Here is a 24,471-nt window from a genome sequence, read left to right as displayed (position 1 = left end):
CGGAGCCAGACGGGCATTACCGTGGGACATGAAGACCTCTTAGGTTCGGCTGTGTGTGGTAACCACCAAACCTAAGAGGTCTTCACCCTATTCACGTGTAACTAACGTGGTGTCTCAGTACACCTAGCCCCGGCCATGCCCGAACTTCCCGAGGTAGAGGTAGTACGGCGCGGCCTGGCACGCTGGGTACGCGGCCGCACCATCACCGGCGTCGAAATCCTTGATGCCCGCTCCATCCGCCGGCACGCGCCGGGTCCTGAGGACCTGCGCGGCAACCTTGAAGGTGCGCGTGTGCTGGACGTCGCCCGGCGCGGCAAATTCCTTTGGATGCCCATGGTGGAACCTTCAGCGCCCGACGCCGCGCCCCCGTTTGCGCTGATGGCGCACCTGGGCATGAGCGGGCAGCTGCTGATGGAAACCCCGGACCTGCCGGACGAGAAACACCTCAAGGTACGGTTCACGCTCAGTCCCGCCGCGGACAGCGACGGCGCTCCCATGCCGGATGAACTCCGGTTCGTGGACCAGCGAATTTTCGGCGGCGTCTTCCTGGCCGGCCTGCTGCCCACTCCCGACGGGCAGCCGGGCGGCCTGTCCGAGACCGGCCTGCCGCTGGTCCCCGCTGAAGCAGCACACATCGCCCGAGATCCGCTGGACCCGGCGTTCTCCTTCGACGATTTCTACCGCCGGATGCGCGCCCGCCGTACGGGAATCAAACGCGCCCTCCTGGACCAGGGGCTGATTTCAGGGGTCGGCAACATCTACGCGGACGAGGCACTGTGGGCGGCCAGGCTGCACTTCGCCCGGCCCACCGACACTCTGCGCAGGGCAGATGCCCTGCGGCTGGTGGAGGCCGCCCGGGACGTGATGCTCCGGGCGCTCGAAGCCGGAGGCACCAGCTTCGATTCGCTGTACGTCAACGTCAACGGGGCCTCGGGCTACTTCGCCCGCTCCCTGAATGCCTACGGACGCGAAGGCCAGCCGTGCCCGCGGTGCGAGGCAGCGGGTCTTCCCACGCTCATCCGGCGCGATTCATTCATGAACCGTTCGTCCTACTCCTGCCCGGTCTGCCAGAAGCGTCCGCGCAACGGCCGCTGGTAGTCAGCTCCGCAGCTCGGCAACCAGGGAGTCGTTGAACTCCGGCCAGGTTTCGGCTGCCCAGGGGCCAAAGTCCCGGTCCGTCAGGGCAACGGCGGCGGTCTTCAGCTCAGGGTCCACCCAGAGGAACGTTCCGGACTGTCCGAAGTGGCCAAAGGTGGCTGCTGAGTTGGACGAACCGGTCCAGTGCGGGGTTTTCCCGTTGCGGATTTCGAATCCCAGGCCCCAGTCATTTTCCTTCTGCCGCCCAAAGCCGGGCAGCACCCCGGCCAGGCCGGGGAAGACGACAGATGTTGCGGCTGACAGGGACTCGGCCGAAATCAGCCGGGGTGCCTGCAGCTCGGCGGCGAACCGGGACAGGTCAGCGGCCGTGGAAACGGCGCCGGCTGCGGGGGAGCCGTCCAGTGCCGTGTCCGTCATCCCGAGTGGAGCCAGGACCGCCTCGGAGAGGTAGTCCGCGAACGCGATCCCGGTGGCTTCCTCCAGGTGTTCGCCCAGCACCTCGAAGCCGGCATTCGAATACAGCCGGCGGGTTCCCGGCTCATAGCGGACCGTACGGTCCCCGAAGTCGTAGCCACCGGCATGCGCCAGCAGGTGCCGGACAGTGGAGCCGTCCGGGCCCGCCGGATCATCCAGCGCAACAGCTTCCTCTTCGAGCGCCACCTGGAACGCGTAGGCGGTCAGCAGCTTGGTGACCGAGGCCAGCGGATAACGCTTTTGCTGGTCCCCGGCGGTTCCACGGACCGTCCCGTCGGCAGCGACGACGGCGGCCGAAACGTTATCCGCGGGCCAGGACTGGGTCTGTTCGAGAGTCTTCATCCCTGCCATCCTATGCGGCGTAGTGCTTAGCCAGCCGGGCCATGCCCTCCTCGACGGAAACCTCAGGCTCCCAGTCCAGGACTTCCCGGGTGTGCCGCTGGTCGAACCAGTGGGAGGTGGAGAGCTGCTCGGCCAGGAAGCGTGTCATGGGCGGCTCGTCCTCGACGAGTCCGCGGGAACCGGCCGCCAGCCACGCCTTCTCGATGACGCTTCCGGCGCTACGTGCCAGCCAGCCCGGAACGCTGAGGGCCGGGGCCGGAATCCCGGCCGCAGCACAGATTCCGCTGATCATCTCCCGGACCATCCGCGGCTGGCCGTTGGTTACCACCAGGGCCTGCCCGTGGGCCTGTTCCATCCGGGGCAGCGCGCGGGCGATGGCGGACGCCGCGTTGTCCAGGTAGGTGGTATCGATTAGGGCAGCACCGCCGTCGAGCAGCGGCAGCCGGCCGGACCGGGCCCGGTCCATCACCCGTTCCACCAGCTGGGTGTCCCCGGGACCCCAGACGATGTGCGGGCGGATCGCGGCCACCCGGAATTCGCGCGAATCGGCGGCAAGAGCCAGGAGCTCCGCCGCCGCCTTCGACCGTGCGTAGTGCCCGCGGGCCCGCTCCGGGTCCGCGGTACCCGCTCCGGCGCCTGCGATCGGTTCACCAAAATGGGCCACCGACGGCGAGGAGACGAAGACGACGTCGCGTACCCCGGCAGCGCGGGCCGCATCCAGGAGGATGCGGGTACCGTCGATGTTCGTAGCCTGGAACTCCGACCATTCGCCGGTAAAGGACACTTTCGCGGCGAGGTGCACGACGGCGTCCATTCCAGCCAGCGCTGCTTCGACTGCCGCGCGGTCCGTAATGGAGCCGGAGACGGACTCGGTGCCCGGCACGGCTGCCGGCCTCCGCTGCAGAGTCCGCACGGAGTGGCCCTGCCCGGCCAGGACGCCGGCAACGGCGCTGCCGAGCAGGCCGCTGGCCCCGGTGACAAGGACGCGGCGGCTCATCGGCGTGCTCCCGGTGCGGTGATGCGCCCGCCGGCCAGGACCTGCGCGGCCCAGGCGCCGAGTGCGGAGCGGTCGATCTTCGAGTTATGGCGGATGTCCGTGGGCATCTGGGGCAGCACCAGCACCGCGGCAAGATCCAGGCCGCAGCGTTCGGCTACGGCGGTGCGGACGTCGGCGGAGAGCGAGTCTCCTGCCGGCCCGGGCCTGCGGACCGGGTCGACGGACTCCACCACGGCAACCGGCACCTGTGTTCCGGCCGGTCCCACGCCTACCAGGGCGGCCAGGCGGACGGACGGGACCGATTCCGCCGCCTGCTCGGCGGCGACCGGCGTCACCGGCCCTTCAGGCGTGGTGATTACATGCCCCAGGCGGCCTTCTACCCACAGCCGTCCGTCGGCGTCGAAGTGGCCCACGTCTCCGGTGCGGTGCCAGCCCGGCAGTGAACTGCTCTGCGCCTCGGTGATCCACAGCCTGTCATACCGGTCCTTCACGTGCGGTGCGCTCACCAGAATCTCGCCCGTGATCCCGGAGGCTTCGGAGATCTCGCTGCCGGCGGTTCCGTCGGTGGACAGCGGTGCCAGCGCCACCCGCGCTCCGTGGACCGCGGTGCCCACGCACACGCCGTTGCCGTGACCGGCCTTGCGGATCTGCTCCAGGCTGATGTCCGTCACCGGCAGGGCTTCGGTCATGCCGTAGGGGGTATGCAGCGCGGCGGCCGGAACCAGGTCCTGCACCCGGGTGAGCAGCGCTTCCGGAATGGGGGCGCCGGCGGAGAGCAGCAGTTCTACGTTGCCGAGGGCGGCGCGCTGTGCCGGGTCCAGGTCCCCGGCGGTGGCCAACACATTGGTGAGGGCGGCGGGGGACGCGAAGACCGTGGTCGCCTGGACAGCGGCGGCGGCGTCCGCCAGGGCAGCGGCGCTGAGCGTGCCCGGGGCCGTGACATCCATGTCCGGCGTCACCGACGTCGCACCCAGGGCAGGTCCGAGCAGCGCGAAGGGAGCGAAGCCGGCCACCAGTGAGGACCCGGCCCTGAGGTTGTAGGTCCGGCGCAGTGTGTCACGCATGGCGGCGAGTCGGCGGTGCGTGTACACGGCGCCCTTGGCCGGGCCGGTCGAGCCGGAGGTGAAGAGCACGGCGGCGTCGGCGTCGGGATCCACCTGCCAGTCAGGGACACGCTGGCCGGCTCCGGCCGAGGTGAGTTCGGCTACCGTGTGGGCGGCGCCGAGCAGTCGCCGCCGAGCCGGGGATGCTTCGCCGGCCAGGACCGGAGTACCCGGCCAGCCGAAGAGCCTGGCCCCGGCGAGGCCGCGTTCAATGCCCACGATGAAGTCCGGTCCTGCGCCTTTAATGGCACGGCTAAGTCCCTTCGAGCCCAGTCCGGCGTCAGCGACCACTACCACCGCGCCCAGCCTCAGGCAGGCATAGATCAGCGTGGTGAGCTCGCTTCCCGGGGGCACCAGGAGATTCACCCGGCTGCCCGGCCGCACTCCGATGCCGGCCAGCCCGGCGGCCAGGGCGTTGACCCGGGAACCGAGCTCCGCCCAGGACAACACTGCCGGTGGTTCTCCGGAGCCGGCTGGAGCCATATCGACGACGGCGGGGGAATCATCGGTGCGCCGCTCGTCCAGTTCGGCCAGCATGGGGCGGAATCCGGAAGGCCGATCCTGTACGGCAATCCCGGCAGGCGCGGGCGCCGTAACGTCCTCCAGCCACGCGAAGACCGGCGAGGCAATGTCCCGGTCCTCGGCGACCAGGTGTCCGGCACCTTCGAAGCGGTGCACGTCGGCCTGCGGCAGGCGGCTGATGAGGTCCCGCAGGTACCGGTCGGAGAACACCGGGTCCTTGGGGCCCCACAGGACCAGCGCCGGCACGTCCAGGGACCGGATGCCCTCGGCGACGCGGTTTAGCGTCCGGTGGCTGGGGTGTGTCTCATCGGCGGGAATGTCTGCGACGAAGTTGCCGACGCCCTCGCGCCGCGCCGCTGACCGGTACGGTTCGGCATACGCCCCGCGGATCTCCGGGCGCAGTGCCGGGCGGGCGAGGGCATGAGTGACGCGCAGGAACGCGTCGGTGGTTTTGGTGCCCCAGCCGTGGACAGCCGGATGCAGGGCCAGGCGGAGCGCCGGGGGCAGGGAGAAGCCTGCGGGGTGCACAGCGGTGTTGGTGAGCACCACGCCTGCCAGCTGCTTGCGGTGGGCCAGTGCCCAGCCCAGGGAGATGATGCCGCCCCAGTCGTGTCCCACGCTGACCACGGGCCCGGTGACGCCGAGCACCTGGGTGAGGTCACCCAGGTCGGTGATCCGGTCAGCGAGCCGGCGGAACGTCCCGGTGCGGTCGGAATAACCCATATCCAGCTGGTCGACGGCGATGACGCGCCAAGGGCGCTCCGCGGTGCTGCCGGCAGCGGCAAGGGTGCGCCACAGGTAGGACCAGGTGGGGTTGCCGTGCACGCACAGCAGTGTCCCGGCCGGTTCAACGCCGCGCGCCGCCAGGTCCGGGGCGTTATCGAGGATGTGCCAGGTGTGGACGGTGCCGGGGGAATCGACGGCGGCGCTGGAAGGCACCTGGACATGGCGGGACCACGCGGCCGGAACTCCGGGCCAGAGTTCTGCTACCACGCGATCTCCATCATGGTGGTGTTCAGGCCGGAGCCTACGCCCATGCACAGGACCCGGTCTCCCGGGTGCAGGGTGCGGGCTTCCTGGGCGAGGGTCATGGGCAGCGAAGCGGGGCCTACGTTGCCCCAGCGCGGGAAGGTGATGGGTACGCGTTCCTTGTCCAGGTCCACGGCCTTGATGATGGCGTTCGTGTAGGAGTTGGATACCTGGTGGGTGACGTAACGGTCCATGCCCTTCCAGTCCCAGCCGTTCTCCTGCGCCTCATGCCAGGCCGTAACCACCAGGTCCAGGCCGCCTTCCAGCAGGCCCTTGGTGTCCGTGTACATGCCGCCTTCGCCGCCCACGCAGAGTTCATGGTGTTCGGTTCCGGCCCGCGACACTCCGCCCAGGATGCGGTGCGATCCGGGGTGGTCGCCGGCCCGGCCGATCACGGCGGCGGCCGCGCCGCTGCCCAGCGTGAGGGTCGCGAACTCACGCAGGTAATCCTGCCGGGTGGAGTCTTCGCGGTTCAGGCGGCCGAACGTGGCCTCCTGGACCCGCTGAGAGTCTTCACCGGCAACAATCAGCGCGTAGTCGATCTGCCCGGATTCGATCATGTTGGAGGCCAGGGTGATGCCGTTGACGAACCCCAGGCAGGCGTTGGCGAGGTCAAAGTTCAGGGCAGATGAGGGCAGGCCGAGGTTGTGGTGGATCTTCACGGCGACGGACGGCTCAAGGTTCCTGCGCGTCACGGAGGTATTGATCAGCAGTCCGATCTGCGACGGCTCCACTCCGGCCTCGGCCATCGCCTTGGCTCCCGCCTCGATCGCCCCGTCCTCGAAGGTGGAACCCGGGGCCCACCATCGGCGCTCGCTGACACCTGCCACCCGCTCCAGCAGGCCCTTGGAGAGCCGCAGCCGTTTCAGCGACGGTGAGAGCCGCTCATCAAACTCGTGGGAGGTGACAACAACGGGCGCTTCTACGCTCTTGACGCTCAGGAGTGCGGTGTTGGTGGAATGGAAGTTGAAGTTCCCGCTCAAAATGCCTGCCTTGTCTGCTGCCAAAAAAGATCGCGGTCCGGGCCCGGTAAAGCCCGTAACGGCGCCGTCGAACCATATGATTCTCTAAGAAGCCTACTTTCCTGCCAGGCCTGGAACGCGCGAAATCCCGGATTACGCTCTGCGAGTACTGCGCTTAAGTGTGGGGCACTCCCCGGCTTTAAGGAATCTTCCACCAACGAGAGACAGAGGACAGTGCACTTAAAAACCCTCACGATGCGGGGATTCAAGTCCTTCGCATCGGCCACCACCTTCGAGTTTGAGCCGGGAGTCACCGCCGTCGTCGGTCCCAACGGCTCAGGCAAGTCCAATGTGGTGGACGCCCTCGCCTGGGTGATGGGGGAGCAGGGCGCGAAGACCCTGCGCGGCGGAAAAATGGAAGATGTGATCTTCGCCGGTACTTCCGGGCGGCCGCCGCTGGGACGGGCGCAGGTCTCGCTCACCATAGACAATTCCGACGGCGCCCTGCCGATCGACTACTCGGAAGTCACCATCTCCCGCACCCTGTTCCGGGCCGGCGGGTCGGAATACGCCATCAACGGTGCACCCTGCCGCCTGCTGGACATCCAGGAACTGCTTTCGGACTCCGGGCTGGGCAGGGAAATGCATGTCATTGTGGGGCAGGGCCAGCTGGATAAGGTGCTGCACGCCTCCGCCGAAGACCGTCGCGGCTTTATCGAGGAAGCGGCGGGAATCCTCAAGCACAGGCGGCGGCGGGAAAAGACCGTGCGCAAGCTGGATGCCATGCAGGCCAACCTCGCCCGGCTGACCGACCTGACAGCGGAGCTGCGCCGGCAGCTTGGACCGCTCGGCAAGCAGGCGGCTGTGGCTCGCCGGGCGAAGCAGGTCCAGCTGGACGTGCGGGACGCCCGGGCCCGCCTGCTCGCCGATGACATCGTGACCCTGACCGCCGCCGTCGAAGAAGACACAGCCGCCGAGGCAGCGCTGCGCACCCGGCGGGCGCAGGTTGAGCAGGAAGCAGCAGAACGCGGCGCCCGCCTTGCGGAACTTGAGCGGCTCGCCGCCGAGGCAACTCCCCGGGTCAACGCTGCACGCGAGGCCTGGTACGCGCTTTCATCCGCACGCGAGCGGCTGCGCTCCCTGGCAGCCCTGGCCGAGGAACGCCGTCGGCTGCTCGGCTCGGCCGAACCTGCCGCCGATCCGGGACGTGATCCGGAAAAACTGCAGGCGCAGGCGCAGCGGGTGCGAGCCGAAGCCGAACAGCTCACCGCTGAGGTGTCCGAACGCGAGGGCATGCTGGAGGACGCCGTGGAAATTCGGGCGGCGGCGGAGGAAGAGGCCGCTGCCGAGGAGCGCCGCCTCACCGCCCTCCTGCGGGCTGCGGCGGACCGCCGGGAGGGCCTGGCCAGGCTCTCCGGCTCGGTTTCCGCGGCGCGCTCCCGGGTGGAGGGCGCGGAAGCTGAACTGGGAAGGCTGCGCGGCTCGATTGCGCAGGCCGAGGAGCGCCGCGCCAAGGCTGAAGCCGATTTCGCCGCCCTGGAGCAGGAAGCCGCCGGAGCGGAATCCGGTGAGGAAAGCCTGGACGCCGAGTACGAGGACGCCACGGAGGCGTTGGAACACGCCGAGGCGCGTCTGGCAGCCCTGGTGGACGAAGAGCGGCAGGCAGTGCGGGACCGCGAGACCCTCACAGCCCGGCGCGATGCCCTGGCCGTGGGGCTGGACCGTCGCGACGGATCTGCGGCCCTGCTGGAAGGGGGGCTCGACGGCGTGCTTTCCCCCCTCGCGGACCTGCTTTCCGTCACACCCGGCTACGAGCGCGCTGTCAGCGCTGCCCTGGGGCCGGCAGCCGAAGCGCTCGCGGTACGTGACGGAGCAGCCGCGCTTCAGGCGCTGAAGACCCTCAAGGAGGACAGCCTGGGCCAGGTAAACCTGGTCCTCGCTTCCGGACCCGGTGACGCCGAGCCCGCTGGAAACCGGGCAGCCCTCCCCGAGGGATGCATCTATGCCGCGGACCTCGTTGAGGCGGCCGGGGGTGCCTCACCCGCCGTCGGCGCCCTCCTGCGCGGCGCCGTCGTCGTCGACTCCCTTGAACGCGCAGCGGCCCTGCTGGCCGGGCACCCGGACCTGACGGCGGTCACCGCTGACGGGGATGTGCTGACGGTCTTCACCGCAGCCGGGGGATCGGGCACGGCGCCGGGGCTGATCGAGATCCAGGCGGCAGTGGAGGAAACCCAGACCCGGATCGACGAAGCCTCGGCGCGCGCGGAAAAGGCACGCTTCGCAATCGCAGCGCTGCGCGCCGAACGTGACGCCGCGCGGAACCGGGCCGACGCCGCGCTCGCAGTCCTGCACGAATCAGACGCCCGCCTCGCCGCCGTGGGCGAGCGGCTGGGAGCCCTTGGTTCGGTGCTGCGTTCTGCCTCCGGAGAAGCGGAACGGCTGACACGCCTCGCCGAGGCGGCTGAAGCGAGTCTCGGAGCTGAACAGGAGAAGCTCTCCGACGCCGTGCAGCGGCTTGCAGCAGCGCAGGAGAGCCCCGAAGACACCGCCGAACCTGCCACCGACCGCCGCGATGCCCTGGCACTGGCGGCAGCCCAGGCACGGCAGGCCGAAATGGATGCCAGGCTCTCGCTACGCTCAGCACAGGAACAGCTTTCCGCCGTATCCGGCCGGGCCGAATCCCTGGAGCGGGCCGCCGTCGCCGAACGCCGGGCCCGGGCTGCGGCCGCAGAGCGGGCACGGGTGCGGGCCGCGCAGGCCGCGCGCGCCCAGGCGGTGGCCCGGGCCGCGCTGCAGGCCGGACAGTGGGCAGACGTGTCCCTGGAAGCCGCCGCAGCCGAGCGTGACCAGGCCGAAGCGATCCGCGCCCAGTTCGACGCGGAGCTCACGGAGGTACGGGCCGCCAACGCGGAATCCGTGGCCGAGCTAGCCAGGCTGACCGACTCCGTGCACCGCGACGAATTGCTCCGCGCGGAGAAACGGCTGCGCATCGAAGCGCTCGAAACCCGGGCCGTAGAGGAACTCGGCATCACGGCGGACAACCTCGTAGCCGAATACGGGCCGGACCAGCTTGTACCGGTTCCCGCTGAGACAGGGGAGGGCGCCGGGAAATGGGCGGCCCTTCACCTGCCAGTGGACGAGGACGGCAACCCGGTCACCGAAAGGGTCCCCTACAACCGGGCGGAGCAGGAGAAACGGCTCAAGCGTGCCCAGCGGGACCTTTCCGCTTTGGGCAAGGTGAACCCGCTGGCCCTGGAGGAGTTCGCTGCCCTGGAGGAACGGCACGCCTTCCTCAGTACCCAGCTCGAGGACCTCAAGGCCACCCGGAAGGACCTGCTGGACATCATCAGGGAAGTGGACCAGCGCGTGGAGGAAGTCTTCACCGCGGCGTTCCATGACACTGCAGTCCAGTTCGAGCGGGTTTTCGGCCGGCTTTTCCCGGGCGGCGAAGGGCGGCTGGTCCTCACCGATCCGCAGGACATGCTGACCACCGGAATTGAGGTGGAGGCCCGGCCCGCGGGTAAGAAGATCAAGCGGCTGTCCCTGCTCTCCGGCGGCGAGCGTTCACTGACGGCCGTCGCCCTGCTGGTAGCCATCTTCAAGGCCCGCCCCTCTCCCTTCTACGTGATGGACGAGGTGGAAGCGGCACTGGATGACACCAACCTGGGCCGGCTGATCACCATTTTTGAAGAGCTGCGTGAATCCTCCCAGCTGATCGTCATTACGCACCAGAAACGCACCATGGAAGTGGCGGACGCTCTGTACGGGGTGTCCATGCGCGGCGACGGTGTGTCCGCGGTGATTAGCCAGCGGCTGGCGGGGGCGCGCAGCTGAACCTGCGCTGCCTTGGGGCGAAACGGCGTTCTGCCGTCCCTTAGACACCTCGCTCGTTCCTCGCTCGGCGATGCGGGGCTACGCAGAACACCGCGTCGCCCCTTAGCGGGCGTAGCGGGCGGTGAAGTTGCGCAGGATCAGCGGCGGAGCGGTGACGCGGGCCGGACGGACGGAGTCCATCACGGCCTCTGCTTCCTCAGGCGGGAAGTAACCGGCGTTGCGGTAGACCGAAATCCTGGTCAGCAGCCCGGCAACGTCGAGCTCGGGGTGGAACTGCGTGGCGTACAGGTTTTGCCGGACCCGGAACATCTGCACCGGGCAGGTGGGTGAACCAGCCAGGTTCACCGCGTGCGGAGGAAGCGTGAAGACCGCTTCCTTGTGGCCCACGAACGCGTCGAACGTGTCCGGCAGCCCGTCCAGCAGGGAATCCCGGCGTCCCTCGGCGGTGAGGGTGACCGGAACCGCGCCAATCGCCTCACCGTAGGTGCGGTCGACGACGGCCCCCTGGTGACGCCCCAGTGTTCCGACGCCGTAGCAGGCACCCAGGAACGGAAAATCCTCCGCGACCACGGTGTCCAGCAGGGCCGACAGCTCTTTTTCGACCCGCAGCTGCAGCGCGGATTTGCCCGCCTCCGGGTCCGAGGAGTTGAACGGGCTGCCGCCAACAATGATCCCGCTGTACTGTGCCAGGTCGATCGCCGGCAGGGGAGCGGCTTCCATCCGCACCCGGTGCAGCTGGTGCGGGGCGAGGCCACCGAAGTTCAGGTAGGACTCGTATTCCTCCTCGGCAGCGCCGTCTTCCGCGCGGGTGGCCAGGAGCAGGAAGGGTTTCATTCCTCGATGGTAGTGCGGTCCGGGTGCACCTTCGTTCTCTGCTCCGGTGCCAGCGTTTCCCGTGCTGCAAGCCAGATCAGCAGGGCGAGCAGCGCCGTTGCGCCCGTGACCGCGAACGCCCAGGTGTAGCCCAGCGTGTCCGCCAGCACACCGGCCAGGATCGGACCGATGATCGCTCCGGTGTCCGCGGACATCTGGAACGCCGCGAGGACTTTGCCGCCGCTGCGTTCTGACCCAACGACGTCGGCTACCGCGGCCTGTTGGGCAGGATTGAGCAGGCCTGTACCCATGCCCGCTATTGCCGAGACCACCAGGAACGCCGCCACGGACCCGGAGAAGCCGATCGCGGCGGTGGCAGCTCCGTTTATTGCCAGGCCGGTGATGACCAGGGGCTTGCGCCCCCAGGAGTCGGCGAGCTTTCCGGAAAAGGTCAGGGCCAGTGCCGTTCCGGCAGCGAACGCCGTGAGGGAGATGCCGGCAATTTCGGGACCTGCGGACAGCACCGCGGCTGCGAAGAGCGGCAGCAGGGAGTTCCGCACCCCGAACGAGGACCAGCCGTTGGCGAAGGATGAAACCATCGCTGCACGGTAGGCGGAGTCCGAAAGGGCTTCCCGCACGGTCAGGTGTACCCGCTCCGCGGGCTTTTCCCTGGCACCGGCACTGCCGCGGGCCTCGCGCAGCAGGTAGGCGACGACGACGGCGGCCAGCAGCAGCGCTGCTGCGTACACCAGGAAGGGGACGCGCAGGCCAAACCCGGCCAGCAGGCCGCCGAGCAGCGGGCCGCCGATATTGCCCAGCAGGAAGGATGAGGCATAGGCGCCGGAGATCCGGCCGCGGATGGCGGGAGGGGCAAGCCGGATGATCAGGGCCATGGCGGAAATGGTGAACATCGTGGAACCGATGCCGCCCAGGCCGCGGAAGATCAGCAGCTGCCAATAGCTCCCGGCGAATGCGCAGGCTGCCGTGGACAGCGCCACGATCAGGAGCCCCATCACGTACACCGGGCGCTCGCCGAGTTTTTCAAGCAGCGCACCGCCCGCGGGGGCGAAGACCAGCCGGGTGAAGGCAAAGGCGCTCACCACCACCGAGGAGGCCGCAACGCCAACGTTGAAGCTCTGCGCGAACTGCGGAAGTACCGGTGCCACCAGGCCAAAGCCGAGGGCGATGAGGAAGGCTGCGGCAATGAGGACTTTGATTTCGCGGGGGATCGGGATCCGGGGTGAACTGGCCATGATTCTCTGATTCTTGCAGACTTCCCGGGAGTCCAGGTGCCGTGCCGCGTGGCCGCCCGCGCCGTCCCGCGGGTGCCCGGCGGCGGCGCCGTGTGACATGCTGGAAAGCGTGAATGAGACTCTTTCAATTGTGATCTATGTGGTCATTGGCCTAGCTGTTGTCGGTTCGCTGGCGGCCCTGCTGGTCCGCACCCGGCGAACGCCCAAGGGCATGTACCCCACCAAGCGTGACGCGGACGACCTGCCGGGCGGCACCGGTGCCACCTCCGTACTGGACCGTCCCGGAACTGCCGCGCCGGACGCTGAGCCCGGGGTCATCGTCCCGGACGATCTGCGTGACCTGGAAGAAGCCCCCGCGGAGCCCCAGGCCCCGGCACTGGAGACTCCCGAACCGGTCCAGGGCCGTCTGGCCCGGTTGCGTGCCCGGCTGGCGAAGTCCAACAACGCGCTGGGTAAGGCGCTGCTGGCGTTGCTTTCCAGCGACAAGATCGACGAAGACGTCTGGGACGAGATCGAGGAGACCTTGCTCCTGGCGGACCTCGGCACAGAACCGACCACCGAACTGGTCGACGCGCTGCGCGAGCGGGTCCGGATTTCCGGCAGCCGCGACCCGCAGGAAGTCCACGCCATGCTGCGTGAAGAACTGATCAAGCTTGTGGATCCGTCCATGGACCGCTCCCTGGCGGTGGACCGGCATGCAGACAAGCCTGCGGTCGTGATGGTTGTCGGTGTCAACGGCGTCGGCAAGACCACCACCGTCGGCAAGCTCGCCCGCGTGCTGGTCGCCGAGGACAAGGACGTCCTGCTTGGAGCGGCAGACACGTTCCGCGCCGCCGCGGCAGAGCAGCTTGCCACCTGGGGCCAGCGGGTGGGCGTGCCCACCGTGCGCTCAGACGTGGACGGCGCGGATCCGGCGTCGGTCGCGTTCGAAGCCGTGAAGGCCGGGATCGACGGCGAAGTGGACACGGTGCTCATCGACACCGCAGGCCGCCTGCAGAACAAGGTTGGCCTGATGGACGAGCTCGGCAAGGTCAAGCGGGTGGTGGAGAAGCAGGCTGAGGTTGACGAAGTGCTGCTGGTCCTGGATGCCACCACCGGCCAGAACGGCCTGACCCAGGCGAAGGTCTTCGCGGAGGTCGTGAACATTACCGGCATTGTGCTCACTAAGCTGGACGGCACCGCCAAGGGCGGCATCGTCGTCGCCATCCAGCGCACCCTGGGCGTGCCGGTGAAGCTCGTGGGACTCGGAGAAGGCCCGGATGACCTGGCGCCGTTCGACGCTGAAGGCTTCGTGGACGCGCTGCTGTCCTAGTTCCTCTGAACCTGAAAAGGGCTCCCGCACCGGCAACGGTGCGGGAGCCCTTTTCAGTGCATTCGGTCTGCTAGGGCTGAAGCTGGAAGTTCAGCACCGTGACAGTTCCGGCTGTGAGTGCAAACTGCTGGGTGGTTGATCCGTACTCGAAGCCGGGCAGCGTCAGGCGCTCGGCTGCCGGAGCCGGTTCGGCGCGCTGGCCGTCGATCAAGGTGCCGTCCTCGGAGGAGTAGGAAGGCCCGGTCATCTGAGTCATCGCCGCGGTGAGGGGCCGGCCGGGCAGCTCAAGCGTGACCTCCATTTGGGCATCCGTCTCCGGGTTGTTGGCATTGATGATGATGACGCTGAGGCTTCCGTCCTCGTGCCGGACGGCGTAGGAATGGCTCAGGCCACCGCCGTCTTCAGTAGTTTCGTGGAAGTTCCCGGGAGGCATTTCCGCGACCATGGACAAGCCGAAGAAGTTGGCGCGTTCATCAACCTGGCCGTTGGGCTGCAGGTAGGCTCCGCCGGTGCAAATGGCGGACATGGGCGGTCCACCGGTGCACGTGATGAGCGAGGAATGGAAGCTCATCCGGGTGATGCCCTGCTTTGCGCCGCCCAGCGCATAGTCCGCTGCCCAGAGCGAGGAAGCATGTGTCTTGGTGGTTTCGTTCGATCCCGGGCAGGCCGACACACCAGCTTCGGTGATCCAGGTTTCAAGTCCGGCAGCGTTGGCCGGCTTGAGGGCTTCGCCGCGATAGTACGCGGAGTGATCATGGATGTTCTGGCTCATCAGGTTCGCCAGGATCGGCTCGCCAGTGGGGTCCTTGGTGCCGTCGCAGCTAGAGAGGGGGTAGTGGTGGAAGGAGAAGATCTTCTCCTGTGGCAGTTCAGCCTTGGCAAACGGTTCCCACCAGGACTGTGAGTACACGCCCGGTCCCACGATCTTGACTCCCGGCGATGCTTCGTGGATGGCCTGGGCGTAGGCCTTGAGCTCGGTCAGGTAGTCCTCTGATGTCCAGCCCGCATCGCGGAGGCCGTTGTTGGGGTAACCGTTGGGTTCGTTGCCTACGGTGATGCCCACCAGCCGTTCCCCGAAAATACGCGCGGCGTGTGCTGCCATGTCCGCTGCCCGGGCAGGATCGTAGTGGCCCAGGTCCACCGTGAGGTTAATGGTGCCGTCCACTGCGTCGAGCAGCGTTGCGACGCGCTCCAGATCTGCGGGGGTCACGGCACGGACCGGATGCGCCTTGTCTCCCTTCAGGTTCCCCGGAAGCGGTTCGCCGGAAGACGTCCAGAAGAATCGGCGGTCCACCGCGTTTCCGCCGAAGCGCAGCAGAGGCTTGCCAAGGCCGGAGAGGGTTTGAACCATTTCCGGATTGTCACCGGAGAGCTGTGGGTCCGCGAGGTCTGTTGCCTCCAGGGAAAGCCCAACCAGGCCTTCGCGAAGCTGCGTTCCGATTCCGGTTCCGTCAACGGAAACCGTCAGCGGGTCGACGGGGTTCAGCGGCGAACTCTCCGGCGGCCCGGCCTGGTTGTAGTAGACAAACTCGGGCGCGGGGGGAAGCGGCGACGGTGCGTCTGGGGTCTCCACGGTCTCTACTGCGGCCGCGTCGGCAGGCGGCGGCTCGTCGTCGTTGTTCAGGACCAGCGGAAGGGCCGTGCCGGCGGCCAGGACCAGGGCAGCAGCAGCCCCGCCGGCAATCCAACGGGAGCGCTTCTTGCGGGATCCACGCCGCGCCCGCAAGGACGCATCGGTTTCCTGGGACACGGATGGTGATTCCGGTCCGGGCAGGTTTTCAGGCATATGGGGTTATTCCTCCAGCTGGTGTACGAGACTCCGAAACATCCTAGCCGTGCCGGGGCAAGCCCTCCGGCAACTCTCACGGCCGGTTCACGGCCGCCGGTAACGTTCCCGAAACACTTTGGACACCGCACTTTTACCCGGCGCGGAAGTTTGTAATGTCCCGGCAATGCCCCGGGCCGAATATCGAAACTTCGCCCCGGCAATGTTTTTCCCAGCGCGGGAGATGCCCGCAAAGCGTGGAAGGACATGGAGATGGATCTGACCGCAGGTCACGTCTGGGTGATGGTATCGGCGGCACTCGTGCTGCTCATGACACCCGGATTGGCATTCTTTTATGGTGGTATGACCCGGGCGAAAGCAGCCCTGAACATGATGATGATGAGCTTCGTGTCGATCGGACTCGTCGGTGTGGTCTGGGTCCTTTGGGGCTTCTCCATGAGCGGCGGCGACGGCGTTGCCGGGCTCTTCGGGAACCCCTTCGCGTCCTTCGCGCTGGAAGACCTCATCGGTACCGAAGACATGATCGGCGCCGGCTTCGGAGCAACCTTCGCGATCATCACGGTGGCACTGATCAGCGGTGCAATCGCAGACCGCGCCAAGTTCGGCGCCTGGGCCGTCTTCGTTCCCGTCTGGGTCACCCTCGTCTACTGCCCGCTTGCCTTTATGGTCTGGGGCGGAGGCCTGCTTGGGGAAGAAGGGGCGATCGGCTCCGTTGTGGGTGAGGCAATCGACTTCGCCGGCGGCACCGTAGTCCACATCAACGCCGGTGTAGCGGCCCTCGTCCTCGCGCTGATCATCGGCAAGCGCCGCGGCTTCGGCTCCGACCCGAGCCACCGACCGCACAACATTCCCTTCGTCATGCTCGGGGCAGCAATGCTCTGGTTCGGCTGGTTCGGTTTCAACGGCGGCGCCGCCGGCACTGCCGAGGAAGCAGGCCTGATCTGGGTCAACACGCTCGCCGCTCCCGCAGCCGCCATGGTTGGCTGGCTGATCACCGAGCGTGTCCGCGACGGCCGCCCCACGTCCCTCGGCGCAGCCTCGGGCATCGTCGCAGGCCTCGTGGCAATCACCCCGGCCTGCGCCAGTGTTTCCCCGCTCGGCGCACTCGGTCTGGGCCTGGTCTCCGGCATCCTGGCCGCCCTGGCCGTAGGGCTGAAGTACAAGCTCGGCTACGACGATTCCCTTGACGTCGTCGGCGTCCACCTGGTGGCAGGCCTGGTTGGCACCGTGGCCCTGGGCTTCATTGCCCTGCCCGTCGACGGCGAAGGCGGCGGCCTCTTCTACGGCGGCGGTTTCGCGCAGCTCGGCGCCCAGATCGTGGCGACCGTGGTGGCGATTGCCTTCTCCGCCGTCATGACCCTCATCATCGGCCTGGCTATTCACAAGACCATGGGCTTCCGGGTCACTGAGGAACAGGAAATCAACGGTGTCGACCTCAGCGAGCACGCTGAGACCGCCTACGAACTCGGCGGCATCGGCGTCGGCGGTTCCTTCCGCCCGGCAGCTGAGCACACCCCCGTCCCCGTCAAGGAGAGCGTCAACTCATGAAACTCGTAACCGCAATTGTCCGGCCTGAAAAGTTCGACTCCATCCGCGGCGCCCTGGAGAGTTACGGGGTCCAGGGACTGACGGTCAGCCAGGCCAGCGGCTACGGCCGCCAGCGGGGCCACACCGAGGTGTACCGCGGAGCAGAATACACGGTTGACCTGCTGCCGAAACTCCGGGTGGAAGTCCTCGCCGCGAACGAATGGGTCAGCGACATCGTTGACGTACTGGTCTCCACCGCCAACACCGGCCGGGCCGGTGACGGCAAGGTGTGGGTGACCAATGTGGAGGAAGCGCTGCGCGTCCGTACGGGCGAGCGGGGCGACTCGGCACTCTAGCCTGTACTGCACACACAAAGGGCATCTCCGAACAGGGCCGCCCGGCCGGATCAACCGGCCGGGCGGTTTTGTGCTTCCCGGGCCCTTCCACCGAATCGAGATGGCAGAAACTGCCCGTATGAGCGCTCATACGGGCAGTTTCTGCCATCTCGACGGGGGAGCTGCGGGTCCGGCGGATCACATCCGGGACCGAAGCGCCGGCAGCGGATGCCGGCCCGGGAGCCGTGCGGCCAATACCCACCTGCGCTTGGTACCCTTAACAGCTGGGCCTGGCAAACATGGCGAACTACCCGACGAAAGAAGTGCGCAGCGCGTGTTCAATTCACTGTCTGACCGGTTGACTTCCACGTTCAAGAACCTGCGTGGCAAGGGGCGTCTGAGCGAAGCCGACGTCGACGCCACAGTGCGGGAAATCCGGCGTGCACTGCTCGACGCGGACGTTGCCGTTCCCGTGGTTCGTGCCTTTACCGCGTCCGTCAAGGAACGCGCCCTCGGCTCCGAGGTCTCCCAGGCCCTGAACCCGGGCCAGCAGGTCGTGAAGATCGTCAACGAGGAACTCGTGGGGATCCTGGGCGGCCAGACCCGCCGCCTGAACCTGGCCAAGAACCCGCCCACGGTCATCATGCTCGCCGGCCTCCAGGGCGCGGGCAAGACCACCCTGGCCGGCAAGCTCTCCCGCTATCTCAAGGACCAGGGCCACAGCCCCCTGCTCGTCGCCGCGGACCTCCAGCGTCCCAACGCCGTCAAGCAGCTCCAGGTCAACGGTGAGCGTGCCGGCGTGCCGGTTTACGCTCCCCATCCCGGCGTCAGCTCCGAATTCGAGGCAGCCACGGGCGACCCGGTCGCCGTCGCACGCCAGGGTGTTGAAGAAGCGCGCACCAAGCTCCATGACATCGTGATCGTGGACACCGCCGGCCGCCTCGGCGTTGACGCGGAACTGATGCAGCAGGCCGCTGATATCCGCGCCGCCATCACCCCGGATGAAGTCCTTTTCGTCATCGACGCCATGATCGGCCAGGACGCCGTCGCCACGGCCCAGGCGTTCAACGAAGGCGTGAACTTCACCGGCGTCGTACTCACGAAGCTCGACGGCGATGCCCGCGGCGGCGCTGCGCTGTCCGTCGCCTCGGTGACCGGCAAGCCGGTCATGTTTGCTTCCACCGGTGAGGGCCTGAAGGACTTCGAAGTCTTCCACCCGGACCGCATGGCCAGCCGCATCCTGGACATGGGTGACATCCTTACGCTCATTGAGCAGGCGGAGAAGTCCTGGGACAAGGACGAAGCGGCCCGCATGGCCAAGAAGTTCGTTGACCAGGAAGACTTCACCTTCGAAGATTTCCTGGCCCAGATGCAGCAGCTGCGCAACATGGGCTCCATGAAGAAGATGCTCATGATGATGCCCGGCGCTGCCGGCATGCGCGAGCAGCTGGAGAACTTCGACGAACGCGAGATTGACCGCGTCGAGGCGATGGTCCGTTCCATGACCCCGCACGAACGGGTGGCTCCGAAGATTATCAACGGCTCCCGCCGTGCGCGCATTGCCCGCGGTTCCGGTGTCCACGTTTCCGAGGTGAACGCGCTGCTGGAGCGCTTCACGCAGGCACAGAAGATGATGAAGAAAATGGCAGCCGGCGGCGGCATCCCGGGCATGCCCGGAATGGCCGGCCCGGGCGGGTTTGGCGGATCGCGCAAGAAGCAGCAGGCTGCCAAGGGCAAGAAGAAAGCACGTTCGGGCAACCCGGCAAAGGCCGCGCAGGAGCGCGCCGAGGCCGAAGCGCGGCGTGCCGGCGCGGCGAAGGCGCTGCCCACCGGTTCGGCGTTCGGCCAGCAGGGAGGGGACTTTGATCCCTCCTCGCTGAACCTGCCCAAGGGCTTCGATAAGTTCCTCGGCAAGTAACAGACACACACCGGCGCACGGCCGGTCCGGGCTTGCCCGGACCGGCCGTGCGCATTCGCAGGGGGTGGCGGGGGATAGGCTGGTTCAATGGCTCAGCAACGCATTGTCTTTGTCCACGGTGCGGGCCGGTTCGGTGCAGCGGCCTGGCCGGGCCAGCATGCCCTGGCCCGCAGCTGGGACTGCCTCTTCCTCCGCCGCTCCGGGTACGGGCTCCAGGTTCCGCCGTCCCCGACGGACCACGCCGCGGACACCGCGGCGATCCTCTCAGCTCTCGGCAGCGGCGGGCACGTGGTGGCCCACGCCGAAGGCGCAGTGTCCGCGATGATGGCGGCGGTCAGCGCTCCCGCCCGGGTCCATTCCCTGATCCTGTGCGAGCCCGCGGTTTTCTCCCTCACACGCGAGCTTCCGGCAACCAACGCCCGCCGGGCCCTGCTGGACCCGCTTTTCCGGGCTGCGGCGGATCTCACTGACGAAGAATACAGCCGGGAGTACAAGCGCCTGGTGGTCTCGGCCGAATCCGTACCCGACCCCGGCAACGATCCCCGCGCCGCCGGACGGCAGCGCCTGCAGTCGCCGCCGTGGGACGCTCCGCTGGACATTGTTCCCGGCGTTCCCACTCTGGTGCTGACAGGGGAGTGGGAGCCGCTTTACGAGGAAGTTGCCGCCTTCCTGGCCTCTACGGGTGCCGAACACCGGCCCGTAGGCGGCAACCACAGGCCGCAGGACACCGCCGAGGGACAAGACGCGATCACGGCTTTCCTGGCCCGGGCCGCCGCTGGGGAAACGGTCGGCTGTGCCTAGGATCCGCGACGCCGGGGCGGCGGACCTGGTACTGCTTCCGGAGGTGGAGGCGGCGTCGGACACCCTGCTTTTCGGAAGGCCCGAGATCCGCGGTGACCTTCCCCTCCCCGGGCCCGCCGACCCTCAGGAGCTGGCCGCGGCCCGGAAAGTGCTGGTTGCCGGGGAGCCACCGGTTGCCTTCGTCCGGCTGGAGGAAGTTGGCGGCTGCGCGCACCTGGAGCAGCTTTCCGTCCACCCCGCTGCTGCCCGTGCCGGGTTGGGGCGGGCCCTGGTGGAAGCCGCCGTGAGGTGGTCGCGGGAGGCCGGATATCCGGCACTGACGCTGTGCACCTTTGCCCGGGTCCCGTTCAACGCGCCCTTCTACAGCAGTTGCGGATTCGCCGTCGTTCAACCGTCGGGAGAGCTGGCGCGGGTGCGTGAGCACGAAGCGGAACTTGGGCTGGACCGCATCGGAGAACGCGTAGCCATGTGCTTTGACCTGACTCCGCAGTCCTAAACGGAAGAGCACTGGAAATTAGCTGAAGCTTCAAGTAAAGTCGAATACATGAACCTTCAAGTAAATTCCCAGGACCTGTTGCCGGCGAACCTTGCCATGGGAACCGTCATGCTCAAGGTGGGGGATATGGACAAAGTCTCCACCTACTACCGCCGGGCGCTTGGCCTGGAGACTGTGGCGGAGGCCGACGGCGGACTCTACCTGGGCCGCGGTGCGGTGCCCCTGGTGCATCTGGCACCGGCTGCTGGCCTGCAGGTTCCTTCCCGCGGCGAGGCCGGCCTGTTCCACACGGCAATCCTTTTTGACACGCAGGCTGACCTGGCTGCCACCGTGGCCCTGGCGGCACAGTTTGATCCATCAGCCTACGTTGGCAGCGCCGACCACCTCGTCAGCGAGGCGTTCTACTTCACCGACCCTGAAGGCAACGGCATTGAGCTCTACTGGGACCGGCCACGCGAAGACTGGGCCTGGGATGACGCGCCGCAGGGCCGCACAGTCCGCATGGCGTCATTGTCACTGCCGCCGCAGCAGTACTTCCGCACCCACCTGAGCGAGGAGGCGATGGCCCGGACTGCAGTGGCCGGCGCCGGCGTCGGGCACGTCCACCTGCAGGTGGGTGACACGGCCACAGCCGCAGCGTTCTACGTGAATACCCTTGGGTTCGAACGGACCGCGGACTTCCACGGCCAGGCGCTGTTCGTTTCCGCAGGCGGCTATCACCACCACATGGCGATGAACGTCTGGAACAGCCGAGGGGCAGGGCCGCGCCGGGACACCCTGGGGCTGGGCGAAGTGCTGATCACCGTCCCCGGCGTGGACGACGTCGGAGCCCTCGCTGACCGGCTGAAGTCCGCCGGCGTTTCCAGCCACCACACCGGAGCTGAACTGCGCTTCGAGGACCCCTGGCGCAACCGGATCCGGGTCGCCGCCGCGTAGCTCGGCGGGCCGCGGAGCCGCCCCGGGTCCGGGTGCGGTCCGTGCGGGCGCCACGAGTCGCAAAACGCTGAGTCATCTGGCACAATGGACAGGTACTCGATCTGCGTGGCCCCTCTCTCCGTGCAGCATCTTGTCCTTTTGAACCCCAAACGTTATGGCCCGCCCCACGGGAGCAGAAGTTCGGGTTCGCCCCATTTCAGATCAGGAGTGACCACAAAAGTGGCCGTAAAGATTCGCCTTAAGCGCCTCGGCAAGAAGTTCTCAGCACACTACCGCGTTGTTGTCATGGATTCCCGTGCCAAGCGCGATGGCCGTGCCATCGAGGAAATCGGACTCTACCGTCCGACCGAGGAGCCGTCGTACATCGACATCAAGTCCGACCGTGCGCAGTACTGGCTCGGCGTCGGCGCCCAGCCGACCGAGCAGGTCGCAGCACTGCTGAAGATCACCGGTGACTGGCAGAAGTTCAAGAACATCGACGGCCAGGAAGGTACCCTGCGTACCAAGGCTCCGAAGGAGCCCTTCGTGGCTCCCGAGAAGAAGTCCGTGATCGTTCCCGAAGCAATCACCCCGAAGGCCAAGAAGGAAGAGGCAGAAGCCGCTTCCACCGAGGCTGAGGCTGAGTAGATTGCTGGCCGAAGCGCTGGAGCACCTCGTGCGCGGCATCGTTGACTCCCCTGAGGACGTCAAGGTGTCCGCCAAGAACAACCGCCGCGGGGAAACCCTCGAGGTCCGAGTTCACCAGGACGATCTGGGCCGTGTAATCGGCCGCCAGGGACGCACCGCCCGCGCACTGCGCACGGTGATTTCCGCCCTGGCCGGCAGCGAGGCAGTGCGTGTCGACGTCGTCGACACCGACCGCCGCCGCTGACGCACCAGCAATTCCCAGCAGTACACAGCAGTTTCCTAGCATCCGGCCCCGGCACCAGATAATGGTGAAGGGGCCGGATGTTTTTTAGGCTCCGGCCATTTCCGCCGCGCCCAGACCGACCCAAGGAGAATCCATGCAGTTACAGGTGGCACGCATCGGCAAGCCTCACGGTATTCGGGGCGAGGTGACCGTCCAGGTGCTGACCGATGCCCCGGAGGACAGGTTCGCGCCCGGAGCCGTGCTGACCGTGGAGCCGGCTGGCAAAGGACCGCTCACCGTTCTCAGCGCCCGCTGGAACAAGGACATCCTGCTGCTCGGATTCGAGGAAGTTGAAGACCGCAACGGCGCCGAGGAACTCCGCGGGGCCAAGCTCTTCATCGACACCGAGGAAGCGGACGAGGACGACGACGCGGAGGGCTGGTACGAGCACGAACTGGTGGGCCTCAAAGCCAAGGTGGGCAACGACGTCGTAGGCACCGTCACCGCCCTGCGCACCCTCACCGTCCAGGACCTGCTGATCGTCGAAGACACCAGGGGCCAGGAAATCCTGGTGCCCTTCGTCGAAGCGATCGTCCCCGAGGTAAACACGCAAGACGGTTACGTGCTGCTGACTCCGCCCGACGGGCTGTTCGAACTAAACCTGCCCGACACCGGCAAGGACGGGCGCTAAGTGCGCATTGACGTTTTCTCCATTTTCCCGGAATACCTTGCCGCGCTCGATCTTTCCCTGATCGGCAAGGCCCGGCAGGACGGCCTGCTCGACGTGCGCGTCAGGGACCTGCGTGACTTCACTGACGACCGGCACCGCACCGTCGATGACACGCCCTACGGCGGCGGCGCGGGCATGGTGATGAAGCCGGAACCGTGGGCGCAGGCCCTGGGTACGGCGCTCGACGGCGCCGCGGAGGAACGTGCGCGCCCCACCCTGATCGTTCCCTCGCCGGCCGGGGAGGTCTTCACCCAGCAGACTGCCTACGAGCTGGCAGCCGAAGACCACCTGGTCTTTGCCTGCGGCCGGTATGAAGGCATCGATGAGCGGGTGCTGGAATGGGCAGGGGAGCACTTTGACGTTCGGCCAATGAGCCTGGGGGACTACGTCCTGAACGGCGGTGAAGTGGCGGTGCTGGCCATGGTTGAAGCCATTGGCAGGCTGGTCCCCGGCGTCGTCGGGAATCCCGAATCCCTGGTTGAGGAATCCCACTCCGACGGGCTGCTGGAATACCCCGTGTACACCAAGCCCTCGCAGTGGCGTGAGCGGCCGATTCCCGAGGTGCTGCTCAGCGGCAACCATGCGAAAATTGCGCGCTTCCGGCGCGACGAACAGCTCCGCCGGACCTCTGAACGGCGGCCGGACCTCATCGCAAGGCTGGACCCCTCCACGCTGGACAAGGCGGACAAGGCAACGCTCGCGGGCCTCGGCTGGAAGGTGTCGGCGGAAGCAGTCCTGCCGCAGTCCTGACCCCGCCGCCGATTGGTGGCGCCCGCCGGCACTGTGGCACAATGGGTAGTTGTGTCATCTGGGTCCGCACCTGCCACAGGGGGAGCGAGGCCAACAGGCAAGGCACACCGGCAACCGATTCCCGGAACGCCGGTTTCACAGCTTCGGCAGCATCTGTGCACCGCTTGGGTCCACCCTTGCCGCCGTGACCAAAGTGAATGACCTGTGGCGTTCACCAGGAGTGAGTAACAATGCACATCCTAGATTCCCTCGACGCAGCCTCGCTGCGTTCGGACATCCCCGAGTTCCGCGCCGGTGACACCGTCAAGGTTCACGTCAACATCGTTGAAGGCAAGAACACCCGTGTTCAGGTCTTCCAGGGCTTCGTCATGAAGCGCCAGGGCGACGGCCTGCGCGAGACCTTCACGGTCCGCAAGGTCAGCTTCGGCGTCGGCGTGGAGCGTACCTTCCCGGTGCACTCCCCGGTCATCGACAAGATCGAGGTTGTCACCCGTGGTGACGTCCGCCGCGCCAAGCTGTACTACATGCGCGACCTGCGGGGCAAGGCTGCCAAGATCAAGGAAAAGCGCGACTTCCGTCCCGCCAAGTAATTTTCTTGCCGCA

At 67.2% G+C, this 24,471-nt stretch carries 21 protein-coding genes; 14 read left to right on the top strand and 7 right to left on the bottom strand.

What is annotated here, in order from left to right:
• The first annotated feature begins 135 nt into the window (after positions 1-135).
• The gene (gene mutM / locus GD628_RS10690) at positions 136-1,098 is read left to right on the top strand and encodes a bifunctional DNA-formamidopyrimidine glycosylase/DNA-(apurinic or apyrimidinic site) lyase (RefSeq protein ID WP_152274702.1); all 963 of its coding nucleotides are present in this window, start codon (positions 136-138) and stop codon (positions 1,096-1,098) included.
• Here the strand turns inward: mutM and GD628_RS10685 are convergent, their stop codons facing one another.
• The 4 genes from GD628_RS10685 to GD628_RS10670 are packed head-to-tail and all read right to left on the bottom strand — an operon-like array spanning position 1,099 to position 6,548.
• Positions 1,099-1,914 (bottom strand): serine hydrolase domain-containing protein, encoded by an 816-nt coding sequence (locus GD628_RS10685; protein WP_152274701.1) that lies wholly within the window; start codon positions 1,912-1,914, stop codon positions 1,099-1,101.
• A 10-nt stretch (positions 1,915-1,924) separates the two neighbouring features.
• On the bottom strand, positions 1,925-2,911 hold the full coding sequence (locus GD628_RS10680; RefSeq protein WP_152274700.1) for an NAD-dependent epimerase/dehydratase family protein: 987 nt from the start codon (positions 2,909-2,911) through the stop codon (positions 1,925-1,927).
• The gene (locus GD628_RS10675) at positions 2,908-5,529 is read right to left on the bottom strand and encodes an alpha/beta fold hydrolase (protein WP_152274699.1); all 2,622 of its coding nucleotides are present in this window, start codon (positions 5,527-5,529) and stop codon (positions 2,908-2,910) included. Before GD628_RS10675 ends, GD628_RS10680 begins: the two co-directional genes overlap by 4 nt.
• Positions 5,523-6,548, bottom strand: a complete 1,026-nt coding sequence (locus GD628_RS10670; RefSeq protein WP_152274698.1) for a 3-oxoacyl-ACP synthase III — start codon at positions 6,546-6,548, stop codon at positions 5,523-5,525. Before GD628_RS10670 ends, GD628_RS10675 begins: the two co-directional genes overlap by 7 nt.
• A gap of 213 nt (positions 6,549-6,761) precedes the next feature.
• Here GD628_RS10670 and smc point away from each other — a divergent pair, with 213 nt between their 5' ends.
• The gene (smc, locus tag GD628_RS10665; protein WP_193313248.1) at positions 6,762-10,361 is read left to right on the top strand and encodes a chromosome segregation protein SMC; all 3,600 of its coding nucleotides are present in this window, start codon (positions 6,762-6,764) and stop codon (positions 10,359-10,361) included.
• Positions 10,362-10,463: 102 nt separating this feature from the next.
• On the opposite strand, the gene GD628_RS10660 is transcribed toward smc, so the two are convergent.
• Together GD628_RS10660 and GD628_RS10655 are read right to left on the bottom strand one after the other, a co-directional pair.
• Entirely contained in the window at positions 10,464-11,195 is a 732-nt protein-coding gene (locus tag GD628_RS10660) for a glutamine amidotransferase (protein WP_152274696.1), read from the bottom strand.
• Complete coding sequence (locus GD628_RS10655) at positions 11,192-12,427, bottom strand: MFS transporter (RefSeq protein ID WP_152274695.1); 1,236 nt, start codon at positions 12,425-12,427, stop codon at positions 11,192-11,194. Before GD628_RS10655 ends, GD628_RS10660 begins: the two co-directional genes overlap by 4 nt.
• Before the next feature lie 109 nt (positions 12,428-12,536).
• Between GD628_RS10655 and ftsY the strand changes: the two genes are divergently transcribed.
• Positions 12,537-13,739 carry a signal recognition particle-docking protein FtsY gene (gene ftsY / locus GD628_RS10650; RefSeq protein WP_091605803.1) on the top strand — a complete coding sequence of 401 codons (1,203 nt, stop codon included), beginning with the start codon at positions 12,537-12,539 and terminating at the stop codon, positions 13,737-13,739.
• A gap of 70 nt (positions 13,740-13,809) precedes the next feature.
• Here the strand turns inward: ftsY and GD628_RS10645 are convergent, their stop codons facing one another.
• Complete coding sequence (locus GD628_RS10645) at positions 13,810-15,525, bottom strand: hypothetical protein (protein ID WP_226802487.1); 1,716 nt, start codon at positions 15,523-15,525, stop codon at positions 13,810-13,812.
• Between the two features lie 252 nt (positions 15,526-15,777).
• On the opposite strand from GD628_RS10645, the gene GD628_RS10640 reads away from it, so the two are divergent.
• From GD628_RS10640 to rplS, 11 genes are all read left to right on the top strand, one after another.
• Entirely contained in the window at positions 15,778-17,073 is a 1,296-nt protein-coding gene (locus GD628_RS10640; RefSeq protein ID WP_091605809.1) for an ammonium transporter, read from the top strand.
• Entirely contained in the window at positions 17,070-17,408 is a 339-nt protein-coding gene (locus GD628_RS10635) for a P-II family nitrogen regulator (protein ID WP_091604011.1), read from the top strand. Before GD628_RS10640 ends, GD628_RS10635 begins: the two co-directional genes overlap by 4 nt.
• Before the next feature lie 313 nt (positions 17,409-17,721).
• On the top strand, positions 17,722-19,305 hold the full coding sequence (ffh, locus tag GD628_RS10630) for a signal recognition particle protein (RefSeq protein WP_091604014.1): 1,584 nt from the start codon (positions 17,722-17,724) through the stop codon (positions 19,303-19,305).
• Between the two features lie 87 nt (positions 19,306-19,392).
• Complete coding sequence (locus tag GD628_RS10625) at positions 19,393-20,106, top strand: alpha/beta fold hydrolase (protein WP_152274694.1); 714 nt, start codon at positions 19,393-19,395, stop codon at positions 20,104-20,106.
• Complete coding sequence (locus GD628_RS10620) at positions 20,099-20,602, top strand: GNAT family N-acetyltransferase (RefSeq protein WP_091604021.1); 504 nt, start codon at positions 20,099-20,101, stop codon at positions 20,600-20,602. The genes GD628_RS10625 and GD628_RS10620 overlap by 8 nt, the downstream gene beginning before the upstream one ends.
• 48 nt (positions 20,603-20,650) lie before the next feature.
• On the top strand, positions 20,651-21,538 hold the full coding sequence (locus tag GD628_RS10615; protein WP_152274693.1) for a VOC family protein: 888 nt from the start codon (positions 20,651-20,653) through the stop codon (positions 21,536-21,538).
• A gap of 219 nt (positions 21,539-21,757) precedes the next feature.
• Entirely contained in the window at positions 21,758-22,165 is a 408-nt protein-coding gene (gene rpsP, locus GD628_RS10610; protein WP_055240818.1) for a 30S ribosomal protein S16, read from the top strand.
• 1 nt (position 22,166) lies between these two features.
• Positions 22,167-22,409 carry an RNA-binding protein gene (locus tag GD628_RS10605; RefSeq protein ID WP_091604027.1) on the top strand — a complete coding sequence of 81 codons (243 nt, stop codon included), beginning with the start codon at positions 22,167-22,169 and terminating at the stop codon, positions 22,407-22,409.
• 133 nt (positions 22,410-22,542) lie between these two features.
• Positions 22,543-23,079 (top strand): ribosome maturation factor RimM, encoded by a 537-nt coding sequence (rimM, locus tag GD628_RS10600; protein ID WP_091604030.1) that lies wholly within the window; start codon positions 22,543-22,545, stop codon positions 23,077-23,079.
• A complete protein-coding gene (gene trmD, locus GD628_RS10595; protein WP_152274692.1) occupies positions 23,080-23,868 on the top strand; it encodes a tRNA (guanosine(37)-N1)-methyltransferase TrmD in 789 nt (262 codons plus the stop codon).
• Between the two features lie 230 nt (positions 23,869-24,098).
• On the top strand, positions 24,099-24,458 hold the full coding sequence (gene rplS / locus GD628_RS10590; protein ID WP_091604035.1) for a 50S ribosomal protein L19: 360 nt from the start codon (positions 24,099-24,101) through the stop codon (positions 24,456-24,458).
• The last annotated feature ends 13 nt before the right edge of the window (positions 24,459-24,471 follow it).

It is taken from the genome of Arthrobacter koreensis (assembly GCF_009193255.1).
Lineage (GTDB): Bacteria > Actinomycetota > Actinomycetes > Actinomycetales > Micrococcaceae > Arthrobacter_B > Arthrobacter_B koreensis.
The sequence above is the reverse complement of the archived record's forward strand: the minus strand, read 5'-3'. Positions and strand labels throughout refer to the sequence as shown.